The sequence below is a fragment of the Halococcus dombrowskii genome (assembly GCF_022870485.1).
In the GTDB taxonomy this organism is placed as follows: domain Archaea; phylum Halobacteriota; class Halobacteria; order Halobacteriales; family Halococcaceae; genus Halococcus; species Halococcus morrhuae.
Genome location: NZ_CP095005.1, coordinates 2,176,892 through 2,197,256, shown reverse-complemented (window position 1 = coordinate 2,197,256; position 20,365 = coordinate 2,176,892). Strand labels below are relative to the sequence as shown.

The window sequence follows — 20,365 nt, the reverse complement described above, 5'->3', positions numbered from 1 at the left end:
ACTTTCACCCGTCAGGCACGCTCGCGCCCGGCGATCCCGTGCCAGATCGCGTTGACCAGTCGCGTCTCGCCGCTGCCCCCCGCGTCGTCCCACCCGCGGGCGAGCGCGTCCTCCAGCGTATCGAGATCGTGGTTCTCGAAGTTGTTCGCGTCCCGAAAATCGGCAAGCGCCGCGCGTTCGTCCTTGTCGAATTCGTTCGATGCTCCCTCGGAAAATCCCGCCTCGACGAGCGCTTCCGTGACCGCTTCAGCAGTGGCCCCATCCAGCTCTCGAAACGTGTCGGGCGGTTCGCGTTCGAGCAGCGTCACGTCGTAGACGCGAAAGACCCGTTCGAGCTCGTCGATCGGGCTCTCGTGATCGTCGACGCGGACGTCGATCCAGCGATCGTTGCCACCATCGTAGCCACCCTCGGGTTTCACGACGTAGAGCGCCGCCGACTGCTCGCCACGAACGTCCCCACCGGCCTCGTTGCCCGCCTGCAGCGCGGCGATGAGTCGCTCGGGCAGGCCACCCGCGGTCGACTCGTACGTGTCGGCCATCGCCTCGATCGTCGCGCGGTTTTCGAGGATGTTGCCCTGAACAGTATAATTCTCTCCCTGGATGTCGCCGGCGAACTCGAAGCAGTCCGCGCCGGTGAACGCCGCGACCGAGCCGTCCCGCCCGACGATGCCGACCTGGCGTTCCGCCGACTGATCGTCGCCATCGGTGAGTGCTTCGATGACTTCGCTCGCCGATTTTCCCTCACGGAGCAAGTCCAGCCCGTCGGGGCCGTAGGCGACGTTCGCGAAGCTCTGGGTGGCGATCGCGCCCGCGTCGGCGCTGGCGAAGGGAACCACCGAACCGACGCTGACGAACTTCGACTGGACGGCGACGCCGATCGCGTCCTGCTTCGGGTCGCGCGCGACGATGGAGAACGTGCTCGGACGTGGTGGCATACCTCCGAGTGCACCGCGCCGGCAAAAAGCGTTCCTCGCCCACGTTAAAGACCGATCGACGAGAGCCGGGTCCGCCCTCGTCGAGGCACTCCCATCGCCGATACTGTTTCGGTCAGTTCACTCGGCGGCGAAATCATCGAGCGTCGTGTTGACGCCGGCCCGAACGTCCGAGACGAGCGCACCGTCGATATCGAGCCCGAGCACCGAGACGGCCGCCGTCCCGACCTGCTCGGTGGCCTCCGCCGGTGCGTAGATCCCGAAACGCCACTGGTCGCGCTGAGTCGTTTTGAGCGCCTCGACGAGCGTCGACTGCCGGCCGAGCGGGCGGATCTCACCGCTCACGACGACCCGTGAGGAGGATTCGGTCATGCGCGGGCGCGCCGGCACGTCGAGGATCACGCTCTCGGCGGCGACCGAGGCACGATCGGCGATCTCACGTTCGTACTCGCGGATGGCCGTGTGATCGGCGTCGACGAGTTCGTCCGGCGTGTCGCGGAGCTCGGCCCACACCGCCCGCTTGTAGAGATCGCGCCGGCCGAGCCGTGCCGCGTCCGTTGCCGTGCGCTCGTCGTTTCGCAGCGTCACCAGCAGGTCGTGATCGTCCATTTGTCGAAGTGCTGCCCCGCTCAACTCGCCGTCGAGCAGGCGCTCGGTCGCTCGTCGGAGCATCGCCTTGCCGATGCGCGCGACGGGATGGCTGTAGACGACGGGGTTCATCAGCGCGCGGGCGAGCAGCAGCGCCTCGGCCGTCTGGACGTTTCCCTCGGCGAGGACGAGCTCGCCGTCGAGAAAGCGAAGTTCACGAACGAGCCGACCGTGGTCGATCGTGCCGTAGGGAACGCCCGTGTGGAGGGCGTCGCGCACCAGGTAGTCCATCCGGTCGACGTCGAGTTCGCCCGAGACCAGTTGGCCGAGACGGCCCTCGCCGGCTACGAGGCCCGCGATGCGTTCCGGATCGAGGTCGTGGGTGGCGAGAACGTTGGCGACCTCACCAGTGGCGAGGAGTTCGCCCACGTCGTCGTGGTAATTGCCCGTCCGACGGTGGATCAGCGCTTCCAGGTTGTGGCTGTAGGGCCCGTGCCCGACGTCGTGGAGGATCGCGGCCGCACGGACGCGCTCGGCCCGCACGCCCTCGATGCCGAGCTGTGAGAGGGCATGGTCGGCGAGGTGATAGACCCCCAGACTGTGCTCGAATCGGGTGTGGTTGGCCGAGGGATAGACGAGATCGACGGTGCCGAGCTGGCGGACGTGGCGCAGGCGCTGTACGGCCGGGGTGTCGAGCAGAGCCTGCGCGACGCCAGCGATCTCGATGTGATCGTGGACGCTGTCCTTGATCGTCTTCATTGGTCCCGTCTTCGACGTGTTCGGTGAAAAACTTCGGCCCTGCTCGTATTGATAGCTCTCAGCATGGATTTTCCATATCTATCGTCCCGATATTCCCACTGCTACTCCTGACGACAATGAGAGACCACAACGCTCCGCACAGCCCACATACCTCCCCAACCGATTCGCTCGTTCGTTTCACTCACTCGCTCATCCCTCGCGCAGTGTTTGCGCTCGGTGCTCACTTCGTTCGCACGCGAGCGCAAGCGCGCGCCAACCGCTGCTGGCTGTTTCTGAACCGATTCCGTCGGCTGCGGTGAGCACAAGCGTTTACTCCGCCCGTCGTGGAGTCGGCGTATGGTGACGTTTCTCTCCGGGGGCACCGGCACGCCGAAACTACTAGCCGGGGCCAGAGAGGTCTTCGATTCGGCTGATCTCACGGTGGTCGGAAACACTGGCGACGACATCGAACTCGGCGGGCTGCTGATCTGTCCGGATCTCGACACCGTTCTGTTCGAGCGCGGTGACGTCCTCGACCGCGATCGCTGGTGGGGCATCGACGGCGATAGCACGACCACCCACGAGGAACTCCGCGATCTCTCCGAGCGGGCGGGTTTCGAGGGAGACCCACGATATCTCGCCGACGAGCACCAGACCGACGGCCCGCGACTTGCGCGCTGGCGACGCTTTTCGGGTGTGGGCGAGTTCATGACCATCGGTGACCGCGACAGGGCCGTCCACCTCCTGCGGACGAGCCTTCTTTCCGAGGGTCACACACTCACCGAGACCACGAACCGGCTCGCCGACGCCTTCTCGCTCGACGTCTCGCTGCTCCCGATGAGCGACGACCCGGTGGCGACGATGATCCACACACCGGACGGAGTGATGCACTTCCAGGAGTTCTGGGTCGCCCACGGTGGCGAGCCAGTCGTCGAGGACGTCGAGTTCCGGGGTGCCGAGCGTGCCGACCCGACCGCGGAGGTGCTCGACGCGCTCGCCGAGCCAGTGATCATCGGCCCGTCGAATCCCGTGACGAGCATCGGGCCGCTGCTCGCGCTCGACGGCGTGCCCGAAGCGCTCGCCGAGACCACCGTGATCGCCGTCTCGCCGTTCGTCGGCGACGATCTCTTCTCGGGACCGGCAGCGAAGCTCATGCGAGCGACGGATACCGAGGCGAGCACTGCAGGGATGGCCGAATCGTACCCCTTCGCCGACGCGTTCGTCGTCGACGAGCGCGATCCTACCGAAATGGGTCGTCCGACGATCACGACCGACATCGGTATCGACGGCTCGGAGGACTCCGAGCGCGTCGTGGAAGCGATCGCCGACGCGCTCGCCCTCGTGGAGGCAGCCTGATGTTCGCGCCACGACTCGCGCTGGCGAGCCTGAGCGGCGAGTCCGATGCCGTATGGGCGCGGAGCGCCGAGAGCCACGCTGGCGCGGCGTTTCTCGGTGGCATCGCCATCGACGAATCGTCGCGACGGGCCGCCCGACGGATGGCCGAGCGCGATCGCGACGAGTTCCTCCCCGACGACCCGCTGGCGTTCATCGAGCGAGAACTCGGCGCACTCGACGACGCCCCGCTCCGCGCCGGCGTCAACGTCCGCAGCGGCTCGCGCGCACCGATCCGTGAGGTCGCAGAAATCTGCCGCGAGAACGATGCCATGCTCGAACTCAACGCCCACTGCCGCCAGGACGAACTCTGCGCCGTCGGCTGTGGCGAGACCCTCCTTCGGGATGCCCACCGTCTCTGTGAGCAGGTCGAGACCGCCGCCGACACGGGGGCAACGGTGAGCGTGAAGGTCCGGGCGGAGGTGCCCGGCGTCTCGCTCGCCGACACCGCGCGCTGGATCGAGGCGGCGGGCGCGGAGTTGATCCACGTCGACGCGATGGATTCCGAACCCGTGATCCGGGACGTCGCGGACGCGACCGAACTGTTCGTCATCGCCAACAACGGCGTGCGCGATGGTGAGACCGCCCAAGAATATCTCGAATACGGTGCGGATGCGGTGAGCATCGGTCGTCCAAGCGACCGGCCTGCAATCCTCCAGCGCGTGCGCGAAGCGGTCGACGACTGGTTCGAGACGGAGACGGAGCCGGCTGCGGGGGCGGGTCGATGAGAACCCCCGCAGAGAACGCCCAGTTGGCACTACTGCTCGAAGTGACGGCCACGCCGAAACCCGGCAACGTCGACCGCGATCGCGAATACCCCGACCTCCGATTCGAGCACTTCATGACTGGCGCGGTCGGTGCGAGCGAAGGGCTCCGGATGGCCGCTGCGGGTGAGCCCATTGGCGAGTCGTTCGAGCACGCCGTCGACGGAATGGCCGACCAGCGCGGCGGCAACACGCAGTTCGGCGCGCTGCTCCTCCTCGTCCCGCTCGTCCGGGCGAGCGGGACCGGCGAACTGACGCCCGAGCACGCGGCCGAGGTCGTCGAAGAGACGACCGTCGCGGACGCCGCCGGCTTCTATCGCGCCTTCGAGCACGTCGACGTCGGCATCGACGACCCGCCGGACGAGATGGAAGCGCTCGACGTGCGCCGTGGTGCGGACGCGATTCCCGAGCTCGAAGCGCGCGAGTTAACCCTGGAGGACGTGCTCGCCGCGAGCGTCGAGCGCGACGGCGTGGCCCGCGAGTGGGTCTCGCGGTTCTCGCGAAGCTTCGAGATCGCCGAGCGCATCACGAGTGGCGAGGGGAGCGTTCCCGATCGCGCTGCCCGCGCCTTCCTCGAAGCGCTCGCCAGCGAACCGGACACGTTTGTCGTGAAGCGCCACGACGAGGCGACCGCCCGCGAAGTCACCGAGGCCGCACGGGCGGCGCTGCGCGGTGACGCCGATCCCGACGCGCTCGCCGAGGAGCTCGTCGACGCTGGAGTGAACCCCGGCACGACGGCCGATCTCGTCGCTGCCGGACTGTTCATCGCGCTCGAAGACGGACTTACAGTATGACCGACTCGCAGGACGGGGTCGACTGGCCCGTCGAGCTTCGTGGCGTGACCGAATCCCTGGTGGCGACGCTCGGCCCGAACGGGAAGTGGAATCTCGCTGCGCTCGGGCTTCACGCGGGCGAGCCGGTCACGGCACGCACCTGGGGTCGCACGCGGACGTGGCGGAACTTCCACGAGGAGGGAGAGGGTGTCGTCCAGTTCCTGCACGATCCGCTGGTGTTCGCCGAGTGCGCGCTCACGATTCAGGAACGGAATTCTCTCGTGCATCCTGCCGCGAACGCGTGGGTGCGCGTCGCGGTCGAATCGATTGACGAAGGTGAATCGGGCGACACGAGGTGGGAGGAGTGGGGACTCACGCCGATCGAGGCCGCTATCGAGGATCGGATCGTGCCGACGACGAACCGTGGCTACGGCGCGGTCATCGAGGCCACCATCGCGGCATCGCGACTCGATGTCCCGGCCTACGACACCGACGAACTCCGCGAGCGACTCGACTACTTTGCCGAGGTAGTCGAGACGTGTGGTGGTCCGCGCGAGCGCGCGGCGATGGAGCGGATCGTCGAACACACTGGCTGGGCCCCTGAAGAAGGGTGAGGCAAGAGCGCGTCGTTTATAGGCCGGGCGAAGAAGAGGTGGTATGGCGATCAAACCGGCCTACATCAAGAAGACGGGCAATCTGCTGCTCGAACAGTATCCGGAAGCGTTCTCGACCGATTTCGAGCACAACAAGGAGAGCGTCACCGCGCTGACGAACGTCGACTCGAAGGGCGTTCGCAACCGCATCGCGGGCTACGTCTCGCGAAAGCAGCAGGGCGCAGTCGCCTGAATCGGGCATTGCGTCGACCAGAACAGTTTTCATCGGCATTGTCCTACGCCGAGCAATGACACACGTTGGCGTTCTCGGTGCGACCGGTGCCGTCGGACAGCGACTGATCCAACTGCTCGATCCCCACCCCGAGTTCGAAATCGCCTGTCTCACGGCGAGCGACGACAGCGCGGGCCGCTCCTACCGCGATGCCGCGAAGTGGCGCATCGAGACCCCGATCCCCGACGACGTCGCCGATCTCGAAGTTCGCGAGACCGACCCCGACGCGATCCCCGACGACATCGACCTGCTGTTCTCGTCGCTGCCCTCGTCGGTCGGCGAGCGCGTCGAACCCGATCTCTGCGAAGCGGGCTACGTCGTCTCGTCGAACTCCTCGAACGCGCGGATGGCCGACGACGTACCTCTTACGATCCCCGAGCTCAACCACGACCACCTTGACCTGCTCGAAGTCCAGCGCGACGAGCGTGGTTGGGATGGCGCGCTCGTGAAGAACCCGAACTGCTCGACGATCACCGCGGTGCCGACGCTCGCGGCGCTCGACACGTTCGGCCTGGAGACCGCCCACGTCGCCACGCTTCAGGCGGTCTCGGGTGGCGGCTACTCGGGCGTGACTTCGATGGAGATCATCGACAACGTCCTGCCCCACATCGGCGGCGAGGAGGAGAAGATCGAGACCGAATCGCGCAAGCTCCTCGGGAACTTCGACGGCGCGGAGCTCGACCACCACGACGCCGACGTCGCCGCCTCCTGCAATCGCGTACCGACGCTCGACGGCCACCTCGAAAACGTCTGGGCCGAAACCAGCGAGGCGATCACCGCGGAGGACGCCGCAACGGCCATGCGCGAGGCCCCGTCGCTCGATCTGCACAGTTCGCCCGACCAGTTCATCGAGGTCTTCGAGGAGCCGGATCGTCCGCAGCCCCGTCTCGACCGGATGGTCGGCGACGGGATGGGCGTCGCGGCCGGTGGCCTCCGCGAGACCTCCAATGGTGTGCAGTACAACTGTCTCGCCCACAACACCCTGCGCGGGGCGGCCGGTGCGAGCGTTCTGAACGGCGAACTACTCGTCGAACAGGGCTGGGTCTGAGCGACTACGCGACCTGATTTTTCAGGCCATCGTACTCACCGGTGTCGGCAACTTGTCGCAGATTCTCGGCGAGGATGTCCGCGAGTCGCTCGTAGTATTTCGGTGTGTTGCCGGCGTTGTGCGGTGTGATCAGCACGTTCTCGAATCCCCAAAGCGGGTGGTCCTCAGGCAGCGGTTCGGGGTCGGTCACGTCGAGGGCCGCCCCGCCGATGTCGTTCGAGCGCACTGCCGAGACGAGCGCCGCGGTGTCGACGACCGGCCCGCGCGCGACGTTGACGATCGTCGCATCGGGTGGCAGCGTCGTGAACTCGGCCTCGCCGATCATCCCCTCGGTCTCGTCGGTCAGCGGCACCGTGAGCACGAGGTGATCGGTGCGGGCGAGCGCCTCGTGGAGGCGATCGGGGCCCACGACCTCGTCGGTCGGGCCACCCTTCTCGGGCGAGTGGCGAATGCCGATCGTGTCGACGTCGAACCCCTGCAGCCGTTCGACGACGGCGCTGCCGAGTGCGCCCAGTCCGGCGACCGTCACCGTGGAGCCGGCGAACTCACGGGTCGGGTAGGCACGCCACACCCGGTTCTGCTGGCGTCGCCAGCCCTCGTGGTGGCGACGGGTGAGCGTGAGTAGGTGGCCGAGCACGTCCTCGGCGATGTTCGGCCCGTGCACGCCGGAGGCGGTCGTCACGCTCACGTCGTGGCCCTCGATGGCGTCCATCGGGAGATGGCCGTAGCCCGCGAACGAACAGGCGAGCAGTTCGAGGTTCTCGGCGCGATCGAGCAGGTCCTCGTCGATGGTCTTGCCGGCGACGACGCGTGCGTACGGAATGAGCTCTCGCTCCTCGGCAGGCGTGCGTGCCAGCTGGATGTCGTACTCAGGGAGGCGTTCGCGCAGCGCCGCCGCGTACTCGCTGGTCGGGATGCCGTGAACCCCCTCTTGGCGCACTACGATGTCCGGTTCGTCGCCGCTCATCGCCCGTCCCTCGCTCGGATCATGGGCGGGGGTTCGACGGCCACCGTCATTAACTTCACCCGTCGAACGCTCGCTCTGTCGGGCGGCGACCGCCGAGCGGGAGACCTTTATTCGCGGCGCTGGCCGGAACCGTATGGAGCGGATTGACGTGGCGGTCGTCGGCGGCGGTCCGGCAGGCACCTCGGCCGGACGGGCGGCGGCCCGACAGGGTGCCGAGACAGTCGTGCTCGAAAAGGGCGTCCCGCGCGAGGACCGCGCGGAGTTGGGGCCGGACTCGACCGACGCTGCGGGGATGCTCGATTACTGGGTCGATCTGATGGACCTTCCCGAAGCGATCCCCGACGACGTGATTCTTCAACGACTGAACGGGGCGACCTTCGCCGGGCCCACCGAGCGCCTCACGATTCGGGAGACAGGTATGGGCAGTTCGTATCCCGATTTCGGCTTCACCTTCCATCGTGCGCGATTCGACGACTGGCTGCGCGAGCGCTGCGAGACCGCTGGCGCGGACTATCGCGTCGGTACGAGTGTCAGAGACGTCGCTATCGACCGCCGCGGAACCCACACGCTCACGCTGCGCGACGGCACCGAAATCGAGACCGACTACCTGATCCTCGCCGACGGGCCACAGCGGACGATCACTCGCAGGGTGCTCGCCGAGTTCGTCGCCGAGCGACGGCTGGAGGAGCTCGCCTCGAACCGCGCGAACCACATCGCCTATCAGGAGTACCGCGAATTCCCGCCCGAACTGTTCGACGACGATCTCCTCACGTTCTGGTGGGGATCGATGCCCGGCCACACGGCCTATCCGTGGGTGTTCCCGAACGACGGCCACGTGGCGCGCGTCGGCCTGACGATGCCCATCGGGCTCGATATCGACGAAGTGCAAAACCCCGAACGCTACCGACTGCTCGACCCCGACGACGAGACCGTCCCCTCGGGGAAAGAATACGTCGAGCGACTGCTCGCTGCCGAGTATCCAGACTACGATCTCGACGACTTTCCGCTGGTCGAGGACCGGGGCAAGAGCGGCGGGACCGAGACCTACCCGATCTCCTCGACGCGCCCGATCGACTCGCCGACCGGCGCGAACATCGCCATCGTCGGCGGCGCGATGGGCGCGACCTCGGCCTTCCACGAGGGCGGCGATCACGTGGCCGTGCGCACCGGCAAGATCGCCGGCTCGCTGGCGGGTGCGGGCGCGCTCGATGCCTACAATCGTGAATGGAAGCGCGCGGTCGGCGACGAGATCCTCCGGAACGTCTCGATGGCCGACGTCGTCACCGGCTTCGAGCCCGACGACTGGGACAACGCCTTCCGATCGGTCGGCCGGATGCTCGACGACGGTCGTCTCAGCGCGCTCCGGATGCCGTTTTCCGGTCGCGCCGGGCTTTCGGTGCTCGCACGATACAGCAAGGCGAAGTTCGGCTACCGCAACGGCGGCTACGTCCAGCTCCGCGAGTCGGAGTACGCCGTCTGAGTCACGGACGGTTTATACTCGTGGTCCGTATCGCGACCGCACGCCGTAGTCCTCGCCCGAGTACGTCCACACGGACGCGATGACGCGCGGCGAACCCCGGCGTGCGACATGGGTCGTGTGACACACGACCGAACGTGGAGCCGGTATCGACCGGCGACACGGGTTGCGCCATGCGCAACCGAACGCGAGGCCGGCACACGCCGGCCAAGGATGGTCGCCGACGACCCGCCCGGCATAGGGTTTACCGGCCGAGACGGCACACCGCCCGCGATGAGGCCGGCCGTTAGTGTTCCGGGCGACAACCACCCACCTTTTTACTTCGGGGAATCGCTCGCCTTCGGCTCGCTCAACCCCTCGCAAAAATCTGGACCAAAAACTTCCGCTCACTCGCCTTCGGCTCGTTCGCGGTGAACCGCGCTCACTGCGTTCGCGCGGATGCGACACTTTCCGCAACCGCACAGCACCGCCTCCGCCGAAGCCCTCGCGCCCTTCGGGCGTCTGCTCGCGGGCGTACGAGGCGGATTCGCCGCCTCGAACTCGCGGCGCTACGCACCGCGCATGGCCCGCTCGTACGGTACGAGGGAGCGAAAAACCTCGCTACTCGTCCTTCATCCACCAAGACTGCGACCGCAGACGCCAGGAACCGCTACCGCACCGCCACCGACCAGCGGTGGACGTCTTCCAACACGGTGGTCGAAATCTGCCGATCATGCACGATGGTCCTACCAAGTAGAGTGTTGGTGAGGACGAGCGCAACTATGCTCGAATAGTGAGAGGTCGTCTCGGATTACCGTGGCGTCGCTGCGGCGCAGCGACGCAACACATCATGTTCTTAGAAGGTTGGTGCGGTAGTGACTGTAATGACACACAGACCCACCGCACCAATCGGATCATTCGAGACCACGCCTCATGAACCTTCACTCGTCGAGGACTCGACACTGGTCTGTGAGTGTGGGTCAGAGCGTGCGAACAAACACGGAACCTACGGCAGGCACCCGCGCGGGCACTCGCCCGTGCGGGTGCAGCGGTATCGGTGTCGTATCTGTGGAGGGACGTTCTCACCGAGTCTGTCCTACATCAAGGATGACTACCAGTACCCCGACGAGGTTAGACGGCTGGTACGCGTCGTGAACGCGTTCACCGACGCGTCCCTTGAACGGCTTCAGGATATCTGTACCGTTCATTTCGGCGTTCGACCATCCGACGAACAGATTCGCAACTGGATTACCGAAGACACCGGGGAGATCGTCGCAAACGATCTCCCCACGTATTCGGGCATCTACACCTATGACGAGCAGTATCTCCGCATCGATGGGAAGCGCGCATACCGGTTGTTGCTCTACGATGACCTCATGGGAGCACCCGTCGCCGAACAAGTCGTCGACGGGTGCGAGAAGGCCACCGTCCGTGAGTTTCTCACCACCGCTCTCGAAAACAAACCCGTCTTCGTCGTGACCACGGACGGACGCTCGGATTATGCCGAGATCGTGGAAGACGATCTCGGCGCGTTCCACCACCGGTGTCACTACCATTTCCTGAAGAACGGCGAGAAGAAGCTCCGGAACGAGGTGTTCCGGAGCGTTCGCTACTCGAACGCGGAGAAGCTTCACGCCACGATCGTCTGGAGTGAATTCAAGAGCGTGTTCGCGGCTCCGTCGTATCCAGCGGCTTTCCGGCGGTTTGAGGCGGTGCTCGATAAAATCGAGCACCTGCCGCCAGCGGTCCGGACTTATGTCGAGGAGGTAATGGAGAACTTCGACAAATTCGCCATCCATCTTCGGGATGAGTGGGTCCCGAGCACATCGAACAACGCCGAGCGCTACTTCAGCCACACGAAATCGACGCAGGTAAAGCGTCGATTTCGGACGCATGAGGGCGTCCAGTCGTTCCTCAAGACCCAAATGACCGTGCGGACTGTCAAACACGGCTACATCTCGCGGGAGGCATCGCTCGCGCGAATGCGCGAGCTCTTTCCAGACATCGAGATGGAGGCAGTGATCCCGCTCCTCACCGAGACAAAGAAGCGGTATCTGTGGAGCCGTGATCTTGAGGCAGGCTAATCGATAGGAAGAGGTACGCGAGCCGCTCCATACGGAGCGGCTGCGCTGTCGTGACGTAAATATACCTTCGCAGAAATAATAGAAATGAACACAAACCACTTTACTCATCTATTGGATCGGTCAATAGTATCGTTCCCGGCCGCAACACGTATCAGCTAACTAGCTGTAACGGCCTTGTCTTCCCTCTCAACAACACCAGACTTGGTAGGGTCGCACGATCGCACATTTATATCGAAAGCCACCGTATCGCTGCCCGAATGGATCGCAACGGTTTCGTGAAACTCTCGCTTCTCGCCTTCGGGCTGATCCTGGTGAGTTTCCTGATCCTCGGCTTCTCGCGGCTCGTCCTCCCCTACCGCACGGCGCGCGTTCTCGCTGCGCCGACGACCCTAATCGGATTCGGGTTGGTCAGTTATCTCCTCGTGCGGGCGGTACTATCGAAACTCCGCCTCGTCGAGATCGAGGACTGAGAGACCACAAACCGTTTTCGCACCGGCCCCCGAGCCGCTCGCATGGATGTCAACACCGTTGCGGATCTCCCACCCGACCGGCGGCGAGCGCTGTTCCATCGCGATGCCGGGATCGACGCGATCGCCAGCGATGTCGCCGATATCATCGAGCGCGTGCGCGAGGAGGGTGACGTCGCGCTGCGTGAGTACGCCGAGGAGTTCGACGACACGACCGTCGGCACGATCGACGTGACCGATACCGCCGAACGCGCTTACGAGGAGATCGACGACGATCTTGGAGAGGCGATCGAGACCGCTGCCGACAACATCGAAGACTTTCACGAGCGCCAGCTGCCCGAGGACTGGCGGGCAGCGTTCGACGGCCGCGAACTCGGACGGCGTTACCGACCGATCGAGCGCGTCGGTGCGTACGTCCCCGGTGGCGGGGCGGCCTACCCCTCCAGTGCGCTGATGACCGTCATTCCGGCCACCGTCGCCGATGTCGAGCAGGTGGCGGTCGCGACGCCGCCGGCCGACGAACTCAGTCCCGCGACGCTCGCGGCGCTGCACGTCGCCGGCGCGGACGCGATCCACCAGGTGGGGGGTGCACAGGCGATCGCCGCGCTCGCCTACGGCACCGAGACGGTCTCACCGGTCGAGAAAATCGTCGGCCCGGGCAACCGATGGGTCACGGCCGCCAAAGCCGCCGTCAGAAACGACTGCGCGATCGACTTCCTCGCGGGGCCGAGCGAGATCTGCGTACTCGCCGACGACTCCGCCACGCCGGAGTTCGTCGCGGCCGACCTCGTCGCACAGGCCGAACACGATCCCGCGGCATCCGTCGTCGCCGTCACCGACGACGAGGAACTCGCCGAGAACATCGTCGCGGCCGTCGATCGACAGGTCGAGGGGCGTGAGCGCGAGGAAACCATCCGGGAAGCGCTCGATAACGACGCTAGCGGCGTGTTCGTCGCCCGCTCGATGCCGGAAGCGGTCCTTTTCTGCGAGGAGTACGCCGCCGAGCACCTCTCGATTCAGGCCGACGACGACGAGGCGCTGCTCGACCGGATCAGCAATGCGGGCAGCGTCTTCCTCGGTCCGTACAGTCCGGTGGCGGCGGGTGATTACGCCGCCGGGCCGAACCACGTCCTGCCGACCGGTGGCCACGCACGCATCACGGGTGGGCTGTCGGTCGAGACGTTCCTGCGATCGACGACGGTCCAGCGGCTCTCGTCGGACGCGCTCGCCGCGCTCGGCGATACGGTGACGACGCTCGCCGAGGCCGAGGGGCTGGAGGCCCACGCCGAGAGCGTTCGGGTTCGCGATCGGGCGGAGTACGAATAACGATCATGTTCGTCGTCGAGCGTTCGGCCCTGTTGGGTCGGGAGACAGCGGCTGCATCCGGTACGGGCGTCGTCCGCTAACGGGCGGGTCTCGAAACCTTCAAACACTATCCCATATGAGGGGGGACAATGGCAGCATTACCGTACGAGACGGCCGCGTTTGCGCTGTTCGCGCTCGTCACAATCGCGGGTGCTTTCGGCGTCGTCCTCATGGAGGACGTCTGGCACTCGGCGCTCATGCTCGGGGTGACGCTGTTGAGCGTCGCCATCCACTACGTGATGATGAGCGCCGAGTTTCTCGCCGCGATGCAGATACTCGTCTACGTCGGCGGGGTGCTCATCCTCATCACCTTCGCCGTCATGCTGACACGGGTTGACGATCCGAAGGAGGCAGTGTCGTGACCACCCGTCCGCGTCTACGGCTCGGCAGTCATCTCCTCCCCGGGCTCATCGCGGTCGCGCTGTTCGTCGTCTTCGCCGCCGTCTTCCTGACGAGCTCGTTCGACGCCCCCGTGGGCTTTCCCGGCGGCGGCTCGGTGACGGCGTCGATCGGCTACGCTCTGTTCAATCTCGACGGCGGCGCGTATCCCAGCGAGGGCTTTCTGATCGCCTTCGAGATCATCGATCTCGCGCTCGTGGCGGCGCTCGCGGCTGCAGTGATGCTCGCGAAGACCGAGGAGAACGGTCATATCGCCGGTGCGCTGCGGTTCGTCTCGCCCGATCGCGACGCCGACGACGACTCCGAAACCGATACCGATACCGAGACCGCTGCCAGGGCCGACGGTGGCCGTGACGTCGAGGAGGACGGTCGCTGATGGTCCCCGTCCAGTACTATCTCCTCCTGTCGGCAGGGCTGTTCTGCGTCGGCCTGTTCGGCATTCTCACCCGCCGCAACGCGCTCGTCTTCCTGATGAGCGTCGAGATCATGCTCACCGCCGCCAACATCAACTTCGTTGCCTTTTCGTTCCAGCACGGGAATCTCACCGGACAGGTGTTTAGTTTGTTCACGATCGCACTCGCCGCGGCGGAAGTCGCGGTCGGCATTGGTATCGTCCTCGTCCTCTACCGCAACTTCCGCGGCGTGGACGTGACTGAAGCAGCGACTATGAGGTGGTAACGATGGTGGCATTCGACTACGCGCCGGCGATCGCGCTCCTGCCCTTCGCCTCGTTCGTCATCGCGCTCTTTGCGGGCAAATACATGCCCAAACGCGGTGCGTTCGCGGGCATTCTCGCCACCGGCGGCTCGCTCGTGCTCTCGATCTGGATGGCGATGACGGTGGCCGGCGGCGACACCTACAACGAGGAGCTCTACACGTTCGTCTCGCCGGAAGCGTTCGATCTCCATCTCGGCATTCTCGTCGACCCGCTCGCGGCGCTTATGCTCATCATCGTCTCGCTCGTGGCCTTCCTCGTCCACATATTCAGTCTCGGATATATGAACGACGAGGGCGAGACTGGCCTGCCGCGCTACTACGCCGGGCTTGGGCTGTTCACGGCGAGCATGCTCGGCTTCGTCCTGGCCGACAACCTGTTCATGGCGTTCATGTTCTTCGAGATGGTCGGCCTCTGCTCGTGGCTGCTCATCGGCTTCTGGTTCCGCGACGACGCACCGCCGAGCGCCGCGAAGAAGGCCTTCCTGGTGACGCGCTTCGGTGACTACTTCTTCCTCGTCGGTGTCGTCGGGATCTTCGTTACCTTCTCGACGGCGACGTACGCCGGCTCTGAGAGCTTCGTCAGACTCGCCGAAGAGGCGCTCGCCGGCAACGTGGGCGCGGTCAACACCTTCGGTTTCGATCCCCAGACCTGGTTCGCGATCCTCGGGCTACTCGTGCTCGGCGGCGTCATCGGCAAGTCCGCCCAGTTCCCGCTGCATACGTGGCTGCCCGACGCGATGGAGGGTCCGACGCCCGTGTCGGCGCTCATCCACGCCGCGACGATGGTCGCCGCCGGTGTCTACCTCGTTGCGCGGATGTACGGCTTCTACGCGCTCCTCCCGACCGTGCTCGCGATCATCGCGTTCATCGGTGGGTTCACTGCCCTCTTCGCCGCGACGATGGCGGTCGTCAAACGCGAGATCAAGCAGGTGCTCGCCTACTCGACGATCAGCCAGTACGGCTACATGATGCTCGGGCTCGGCGTCGGTGGCTACGTCGCCGCGACCTTCCACTTGATGACTCACGCCTTCTTCAAGGCGCTGCTGTTCCTCGGTGCGGGCTCGGTCATCATCGCGATGCACCACAACGAGGACATGTGGGATATGGGCGGGCTGAAGGACAAAATGCCCGTCACCTACTGGACCTTCCTCGCCGGCTCGCTCGCGCTCGCGGGCATCTTCCCGTTCGCCGGCTTCTGGTCGAAGGACGAGGTGCTCTACGAGGCGCTCGTCCACGGCCTCAACGATCCGCTCCTGCTCGGCGCGTACGCGATGGGGCTGCTCGCCGTGCTGTTCACCGGGTTCTACACCTTCCGGATGGTCCTCCTGACCTTCCACGGCGAGCCGCGTAGCGAGACGGCCAAGAACCCCCACGGCGTCGGCTGGAACGTCAAGCTCCCGCTGGCCGTGCTGGGGGCGCTCGCGGTCGTCGCCGGCTTCATCAACATGGTGCCGGTGGCCGAGCTCACGGGTGCGAACATCGAGTTCCTCCACAAGTGGCTCGAACACGGTATCACGGGCGTCACCTCCGAACACTACGGCGAACTCCTCTCCGAGTTCGCGGGCTACGAGGCGGCCGAGCTCTCGCCACTGATCCCCGCTGTGGTCTCGCTGGGGCTCGCACTCGCCGGTGCGGGACTGGCGTACGTCTTCTATAGCGGTGGCTCGCCCGAGCGACACACCGACCGACTCGGCAGTATCAAAACGCTACTCATGAGCAACTACTACCAAGACGAGTATCAAGTCTGGCTGGCGGACGCGACCACACGGGTCGCGCGTGCGGCCGACACGTTCGACCAAGGGGTCATCGACGGCGTCGTCAACGGCGTTTCGAGCGTGAGCCTGTTCTCGGGCAGTCGCATCAAGCGCGTGCAGACCGGGGTCGTCACCAACTACGCGGCGCTGCTCTCGCTCGGGCTGGTCGCGCTGCTGGTGGTCTTCGGCCTGATCGGGGGGTGGTTCTGAATGATCATCGAACTCCTGCTCGCGTTCTGTCTCATCGGTGCAGTCGTGGTGTTCGTCCTGCCCGACGAGTACGCGCCGGTCGGCGCGCTCACCGCGAGCCTGTTCCCGCTCGTGACGAGTTTCGTCATGTGGTTCGGCTTCGACGGCTCGGGCAACGCCTTCCTCGAAGGCGGACAGCTGGCCTACGAGACGATGGTCCAGTGGATATCCCTGGGACCGTACGCGATCAACTGGCACGTCGGCGTCGACGGCATCAGCATGCCGCTGGTCGTTCTCGCCACGGTGCTGACGACGCTCGCCATCCTGACGGCGTGGACGCCGATCGACGAGCGACGCTCGCAGTTCTATGGGCTCATGCTGCTGCTCGAAGCGGGCCTGCTCGGCGTGTTCGTCGCGCTCGACTTCTTCGCGTGGCTCGTCTTCTGGGAGGTCGTGCTGGTCCCGATGTACATGCTCATCGGCGTCTGGGGCGGCCCCCGGCGGAAGTACGCCGCGGTGAAGTTCTTCGTCTACACCAACCTCGCGACGCTGGTGATGTTCCTCGGGTTCATGGCGCTCGTGTTCGGGCTCGGCGACTCGGTGTCGACCCTCGACATGCCGGCGATCACGCAGGCGATCCGCGCCGGCGAGCTCGGTTCGCTCGCCGGCATCGCGCCGGGGACGATCAAGAGCGTGGCCTTCGTCGCCATGTTCGCCGGCTTCGCGGTCAAGGTGCCGATCGTGCCGGTCCACACGTGGCTGCCCGACGCTCACGTCGAGGCCCCGACGCCCGCCTCGGTGATGCTGGCTGGCGCACTCCTGAAGATGGGCACCTACGCACTGCTGCGATTCAACTTCACGATGCTGCCGGACGTCGCGGCCGATTTCGCCCCGTTCATCGCGCTGCTGGCGGTCGTCTCGGTCATCTACGGCGCGATGTTGGCGCTCGCCCAGCAGGATCTCAAGCGGATCGTCGCCTACTCGTCGATCTCGTCGATGGGCTTCGTCATCCTCGGGCTGGTCGCCTACACCGAGTACGGCCTCGGCGGGGCGACCTTCCAGATGCTCTCGCACGGCCTGCTCTCGGGCCTGCTGTTCGCCTGCGTCGGCGTCATCTATAACACGACGCACACGCGGATGGTCGGCGACATGTCCGGGCTCGCCGATCGCATGCCCGTTACCACTGGGATGTTCGTCGCCGGATCGTTCGGTTACATGGGTCTGCCGTTCATGGCCGGCTTCATGGGCGAATACTTCATCTTTCAGGGCTCGTTCGCCGCCGACTTCGCCGGCTCGATAGTGTTCACGGCGGTCGCGATGTTCGGCATCGTCATCGTCGCGGGCTACTTCCTCTACGCGATGCAGCGGACGCTGTTCGGCGAATATCGCCTCGAAACTGACTACACTGTCGGGCGGGCGGCCGTCCACGACATCGTGCCGCTGGCAGTGCTGGTCGTGCTCGTCATCGTGCTCGGCACCGCGCCGAACATCTTCTTCGACATGATCACGGATGCGGTCGGTCCGATGCTGGGGGGTGGGCTGTAGATGGCTCCCCTTCCCGATTGGACGGCGGCCGCACCGGCCATCCTGCTCGGTCTGACGGCGATCACACTGTTGATCATCGACAGCATCAGCCCGCGCTCGAAGAACCGGAACCTGCTCGCGGGCACGACGCTCGTGGGGACGCTGGCGGCGCTCGCGGCGGCGGTCGGACTGCTCGTCACCGGGACGGGAACGAACGGCGGCGTCTCCCTCTACGGCGGCCAGATCATCGTTGACGGGATGAGCCTGTTCTTCACGATCATCTTCACGAGCGTTGCGGCGCTCGTCACGCTCGCGAGCTACGACTACCTCGCCGGCGAAACCGAGCAGGCCGAATACTACGCGCTCGTGATGCTCGCGACGACCGGGATGGCGATGATGGCCTCTGCCGGCAGTCTCGCGCTCGTCTTCGTGAGCTTCGAACTGCTCTCACTGCCCTCCTACGCGCTGGTCGCGTTCCTGAAAGACAACCGCGGTAGCGTCGAGGCCAGTCTGAAATATCTCCTCATCGGCGCGCTGTCGTCGGCGATCCTGCTCTACGGTATCAGCCTCATCTACGGCGTCACCGGCGGCTTGTCGTTCGAGACGGTTGCCGCGAACATCCAGAACAGCGGTCTCACGGGCATGCTCGGCATCGGCGTGCTGATGGTGCTCGGCGGGTTCGCCTTCAAGATGGCGAGCGTGCCGTTCCACTTCTGGGCACCGGAAGCCTACGAGGGCGCACCGGGACCCATCTCGGCGTTCCTCTCCTCGGCGTCGAAGGCTGCCGGGTTCGTCGTCGCCTTCCGCGTCTTTACCGTCGCGTTCGGGCTCGACATCGTCTCCAGCGTCGACTGGGTGCTCGCCTTCCAGGTGCTCGCGGTCGTCACGATGACGCTCGGCAACTTCGCCGCCGCGACTCAGGACAACGTCAAGCGGATGCTCGCGTACTCCTCGGTCGGTCAGGCGGGCTACGTGCTCATCGGACTGGCCGCCCTCGGCGGCGGGCAGGATGCGCTCGTGCTGGGCATGAGCATGACCCACCTGCTGGTCTACGGGTTCATGAACACCGGGGCCTTCCTGTTCATCGCGCTCGCCGAATACTGGGACATCGGCCGAACGTTCGCCGACTACAACGGGCTCGGCTCGCAGGCACCGATCGCCTGCGCCGCGATGTCGGTGTTCATGCTGAGCCTCGCCGGCATCCCACTCGGCGGCGGGTTCCTCTCGAAGTACTTCCTGTTCGGCGCGGCCGTCGGCGCGGGCTTCTGGTGGCTCGCGGCCATCGCGATCGTCAACAGCGTGCTCTCGCTGTACTACTATCTGCGCGTGGTGCGCGCGATGTGGTTCGAGGAGTCGAACGGCGATCGCACGATCGAGGGCTACCCGCTCGGTCTCTACACCGCCGTCATCGCTGCCGCGGTCGTCACGGTGCTGCTGATTCCGGCGTTCAACCTCGTCGCCGATCCGGCGGTCGACGCGGCTGCGGCGCTGTTCTAACTCGCCTGCTGCTTTCGCTTCGTTCGTTTCTCACCCTGCCGCCAGCGGCGGCTGTACGGTGCGGTCCTGGTGTCTCGGCGAGTGAAACGAGCCGAGGCTCAGGAGAGCACAGCTCTCCTGGTGGATGAAGGGCGAATGAGCGACCAAAGGGAGCGAGTGAGGGCTTCTGCGGTGCTGTGGCGGTGGTGGTTGCAGTGTGGAGCGATCGTGTCCGCGCGAACGCAGTGAGCGCGGTTCACCGCGAGCGCCGCAGGCGCGAGCGGGAGTTTTTAGTCCAGGTTTTTGCGAGAGTGGTGGCCGACCGCAGGGAGGCGACCCGACGAGTAAAAAAGTGGTTTATGTTCGGAAGGATTCCCCGCAGCCGCATTCGCTGACGACGTTCGGGTTTTCGACGTGGAAACCGGCCCCCTGGAGCCCGCCCTCGAAGTCGAGCTGGCTGCCCCCGATGTAGTTCATGCTCGCGGGGTCGACGAACACGCGGAGCTCGTGGTGTTCGTACACTTCGTCGTCGGGTTCGGGTTCGCCGTCGAAGCGCATCCCATAGGAGAGACCGGCGCAGCCACCCTGTTGGACGAACAGGCGGAGGCCGGCGATATCGGTGTCCATCCCCTCACCGTCGAGGAGATCGAGCGCCTGCTCGGCGGCGGTTTCCGAGACCTCGATTTCGGGCGTCGCGTCGGCGGTCTCTGCCGTGCTCATGCGTATGGATTCGTCGCCAGGTGGTTAACGGTGACGGCGACACCGGTGAGTGGCGGTCACGGTGAGTGTGGTAGTTGCGGCGAAGATGGTGGTTGCGATACGTGTGGTGGCGACTGCAGTGGGTGGG

Annotated in this window: 20 protein-coding genes; 16 read left to right on the top strand and 4 right to left on the bottom strand. The window is 65.5% G+C overall.

The window, feature by feature from the left end:
* Positions 1 to 11: 11 nt before the first annotated feature.
* Positions 12 to 935 carry a DUF1028 domain-containing protein gene (locus tag MUK72_RS11255; protein WP_244700584.1) on the bottom strand — a complete coding sequence of 308 codons (924 nt, stop codon included), beginning with the start codon at positions 933 to 935 and terminating at the stop codon, positions 12 to 14.
* Positions 936 to 1,052: 117 nt separating this feature from the next.
* The gene (locus MUK72_RS11250; protein WP_244700581.1) at positions 1,053 to 2,279 is read right to left on the bottom strand and encodes an HD domain-containing protein; all 1,227 of its coding nucleotides are present in this window, start codon (positions 2,277 to 2,279) and stop codon (positions 1,053 to 1,055) included.
* A 336-nt stretch (positions 2,280 to 2,615) separates the two neighbouring features.
* Between MUK72_RS11250 and cofD the strand changes: the two genes are divergently transcribed.
* From cofD to asd, 6 genes are read left to right on the top strand one after another with little or no spacing between them, the layout of a single operon-like run.
* A complete protein-coding gene (gene cofD / locus MUK72_RS11245) occupies positions 2,616 to 3,614 on the top strand; it encodes a 2-phospho-L-lactate transferase (protein ID WP_244700578.1) in 999 nt (332 codons plus the stop codon).
* A complete protein-coding gene (locus MUK72_RS11240; protein WP_244700575.1) occupies positions 3,614 to 4,378 on the top strand; it encodes a tRNA-dihydrouridine synthase in 765 nt (254 codons plus the stop codon). The genes cofD and MUK72_RS11240 overlap by 1 nt, the downstream gene beginning before the upstream one ends.
* Positions 4,375 to 5,208, top strand: coding sequence for a triphosphoribosyl-dephospho-CoA synthase (locus MUK72_RS11235; protein WP_244700572.1), 834 nt, complete (start codon positions 4,375 to 4,377; stop codon positions 5,206 to 5,208). Before MUK72_RS11240 ends, MUK72_RS11235 begins: the two co-directional genes overlap by 4 nt.
* Entirely contained in the window at positions 5,205 to 5,801 is a 597-nt protein-coding gene (locus MUK72_RS11230; RefSeq protein ID WP_244700569.1) for a DUF447 domain-containing protein, read from the top strand. Before MUK72_RS11235 ends, MUK72_RS11230 begins: the two co-directional genes overlap by 4 nt.
* Positions 5,802 to 5,844: 43 nt before the next feature.
* Positions 5,845 to 6,033 carry a 30S ribosomal protein S17e gene (locus tag MUK72_RS11225; RefSeq protein ID WP_004054784.1) on the top strand — a complete coding sequence of 63 codons (189 nt, stop codon included), beginning with the start codon at positions 5,845 to 5,847 and terminating at the stop codon, positions 6,031 to 6,033.
* 55 nt (positions 6,034 to 6,088) lie between these two features.
* On the top strand, positions 6,089 to 7,120 hold the full coding sequence (gene asd, locus MUK72_RS11220) for an aspartate-semialdehyde dehydrogenase (RefSeq protein WP_244700566.1): 1,032 nt from the start codon (positions 6,089 to 6,091) through the stop codon (positions 7,118 to 7,120).
* Between the two features lie 4 nt (positions 7,121 to 7,124).
* Here asd and MUK72_RS11215 read toward each other — a convergent pair whose 3' ends face one another.
* Entirely contained in the window at positions 7,125 to 8,087 is a 963-nt protein-coding gene (locus MUK72_RS11215) for a D-2-hydroxyacid dehydrogenase (RefSeq protein WP_244700564.1), read from the bottom strand.
* Between the two features lie 133 nt (positions 8,088 to 8,220).
* On the opposite strand from MUK72_RS11215, the gene MUK72_RS11210 reads away from it, so the two are divergent.
* The 10 genes from MUK72_RS11210 to MUK72_RS11165 all read left to right on the top strand — a co-directional run bounded on the left by MUK72_RS11210 (position 8,221) and on the right by MUK72_RS11165 (position 19,539).
* Entirely contained in the window at positions 8,221 to 9,567 is a 1,347-nt protein-coding gene (locus MUK72_RS11210; RefSeq protein ID WP_244700562.1) for an NAD(P)/FAD-dependent oxidoreductase, read from the top strand.
* Between the two features lie 860 nt (positions 9,568 to 10,427).
* Positions 10,428 to 11,627: a transposase gene (locus MUK72_RS11205; RefSeq protein ID WP_244700560.1), complete on the top strand. Its 1,200-nt coding sequence runs from the start codon at positions 10,428 to 10,430 to the stop codon at positions 11,625 to 11,627.
* 257 nt (positions 11,628 to 11,884) lie between these two features.
* A complete protein-coding gene (locus MUK72_RS11200; RefSeq protein WP_244700558.1) occupies positions 11,885 to 12,097 on the top strand; it encodes a hypothetical protein in 213 nt (70 codons plus the stop codon).
* 42 nt (positions 12,098 to 12,139) lie between these two features.
* Positions 12,140 to 13,420: a histidinol dehydrogenase gene (hisD, locus tag MUK72_RS11195; RefSeq protein ID WP_244700556.1), complete on the top strand. Its 1,281-nt coding sequence runs from the start codon at positions 12,140 to 12,142 to the stop codon at positions 13,418 to 13,420.
* Positions 13,421 to 13,548: 128 nt separating this feature from the next.
* Entirely contained in the window at positions 13,549 to 13,821 is a 273-nt protein-coding gene (locus tag MUK72_RS11190; protein WP_004054773.1) for an NADH-quinone oxidoreductase subunit J, read from the top strand.
* On the top strand, positions 13,818 to 14,234 hold the full coding sequence (locus MUK72_RS11185; protein WP_244700554.1) for an NADH-quinone oxidoreductase subunit J: 417 nt from the start codon (positions 13,818 to 13,820) through the stop codon (positions 14,232 to 14,234). The genes MUK72_RS11190 and MUK72_RS11185 overlap by 4 nt, the downstream gene beginning before the upstream one ends.
* A complete protein-coding gene (gene nuoK, locus MUK72_RS11180) occupies positions 14,234 to 14,536 on the top strand; it encodes an NADH-quinone oxidoreductase subunit NuoK (protein ID WP_004054770.1) in 303 nt (100 codons plus the stop codon). The genes MUK72_RS11185 and nuoK overlap by 1 nt, the downstream gene beginning before the upstream one ends.
* A gap of 2 nt (positions 14,537 to 14,538) precedes the next feature.
* A complete protein-coding gene (gene nuoL, locus MUK72_RS11175) occupies positions 14,539 to 16,539 on the top strand; it encodes an NADH-quinone oxidoreductase subunit L (protein WP_244700549.1) in 2,001 nt (666 codons plus the stop codon).
* Positions 16,540 to 18,063, top strand: a complete 1,524-nt coding sequence (locus MUK72_RS11170) for a complex I subunit 4 family protein (protein ID WP_244700547.1) — start codon at positions 16,540 to 16,542, stop codon at positions 18,061 to 18,063.
* Entirely contained in the window at positions 18,064 to 19,539 is a 1,476-nt protein-coding gene (locus tag MUK72_RS11165) for an NADH-quinone oxidoreductase subunit N (RefSeq protein ID WP_244700544.1), read from the top strand.
* A gap of 336 nt (positions 19,540 to 19,875) precedes the next feature.
* Here the strand turns inward: MUK72_RS11165 and MUK72_RS11160 are convergent, their stop codons facing one another.
* Positions 19,876 to 20,238 carry a HesB/IscA family protein gene (locus MUK72_RS11160; protein ID WP_004054761.1) on the bottom strand — a complete coding sequence of 121 codons (363 nt, stop codon included), beginning with the start codon at positions 20,236 to 20,238 and terminating at the stop codon, positions 19,876 to 19,878.
* Positions 20,239 to 20,365: the final 127 nt, after the last annotated feature.

Bases quoted from the DNA above. Each gene is read 5' to 3' on its own strand.
- MUK72_RS11255 (WP_244700584.1), bottom strand. From the start codon at position 935: ATGCCACCACGTCCGAGCACGTTCTCCATCGTCGCGCGCGACCCGAAG.
- MUK72_RS11250 (WP_244700581.1), bottom strand. From the start codon at position 2,279: ATGAAGACGATCAAGGACAGCGTCCACGATCACATCGAGATCGCTGGC.
- cofD (WP_244700578.1), top strand. From the start codon at position 2,616: ATGGTGACGTTTCTCTCCGGGGGCACCGGCACGCCGAAACTACTAGCC.
- MUK72_RS11240 (WP_244700575.1), top strand. From the start codon at position 3,614: ATGTTCGCGCCACGACTCGCGCTGGCGAGCCTGAGCGGCGAGTCCGAT.
- MUK72_RS11235 (WP_244700572.1), top strand. From the start codon at position 4,375: ATGAGAACCCCCGCAGAGAACGCCCAGTTGGCACTACTGCTCGAAGTG.
- MUK72_RS11230 (WP_244700569.1), top strand. From the start codon at position 5,205: ATGACCGACTCGCAGGACGGGGTCGACTGGCCCGTCGAGCTTCGTGGC.
- MUK72_RS11225 (WP_004054784.1), top strand. From the start codon at position 5,845: ATGGCGATCAAACCGGCCTACATCAAGAAGACGGGCAATCTGCTGCTC.
- asd (WP_244700566.1), top strand. From the start codon at position 6,089: ATGACACACGTTGGCGTTCTCGGTGCGACCGGTGCCGTCGGACAGCGA.
- MUK72_RS11215 (WP_244700564.1), bottom strand. From the start codon at position 8,087: ATGAGCGGCGACGAACCGGACATCGTAGTGCGCCAAGAGGGGGTTCAC.
- MUK72_RS11210 (WP_244700562.1), top strand. From the start codon at position 8,221: ATGGAGCGGATTGACGTGGCGGTCGTCGGCGGCGGTCCGGCAGGCACC.
- MUK72_RS11205 (WP_244700560.1), top strand. From the start codon at position 10,428: ATGACACACAGACCCACCGCACCAATCGGATCATTCGAGACCACGCCT.
- MUK72_RS11200 (WP_244700558.1), top strand. From the start codon at position 11,885: ATGGATCGCAACGGTTTCGTGAAACTCTCGCTTCTCGCCTTCGGGCTG.
- hisD (WP_244700556.1), top strand. From the start codon at position 12,140: ATGGATGTCAACACCGTTGCGGATCTCCCACCCGACCGGCGGCGAGCG.
- MUK72_RS11190 (WP_004054773.1), top strand. From the start codon at position 13,549: ATGGCAGCATTACCGTACGAGACGGCCGCGTTTGCGCTGTTCGCGCTC.
- nuoK (WP_004054770.1), top strand. From the start codon at position 14,234: ATGGTCCCCGTCCAGTACTATCTCCTCCTGTCGGCAGGGCTGTTCTGC.
- nuoL (WP_244700549.1), top strand. From the start codon at position 14,539: ATGGTGGCATTCGACTACGCGCCGGCGATCGCGCTCCTGCCCTTCGCC.
- MUK72_RS11170 (WP_244700547.1), top strand. From the start codon at position 16,540: ATGATCATCGAACTCCTGCTCGCGTTCTGTCTCATCGGTGCAGTCGTG.
- MUK72_RS11165 (WP_244700544.1), top strand. From the start codon at position 18,064: ATGGCTCCCCTTCCCGATTGGACGGCGGCCGCACCGGCCATCCTGCTC.
- MUK72_RS11160 (WP_004054761.1), bottom strand. From the start codon at position 20,238: ATGAGCACGGCAGAGACCGCCGACGCGACGCCCGAAATCGAGGTCTCG.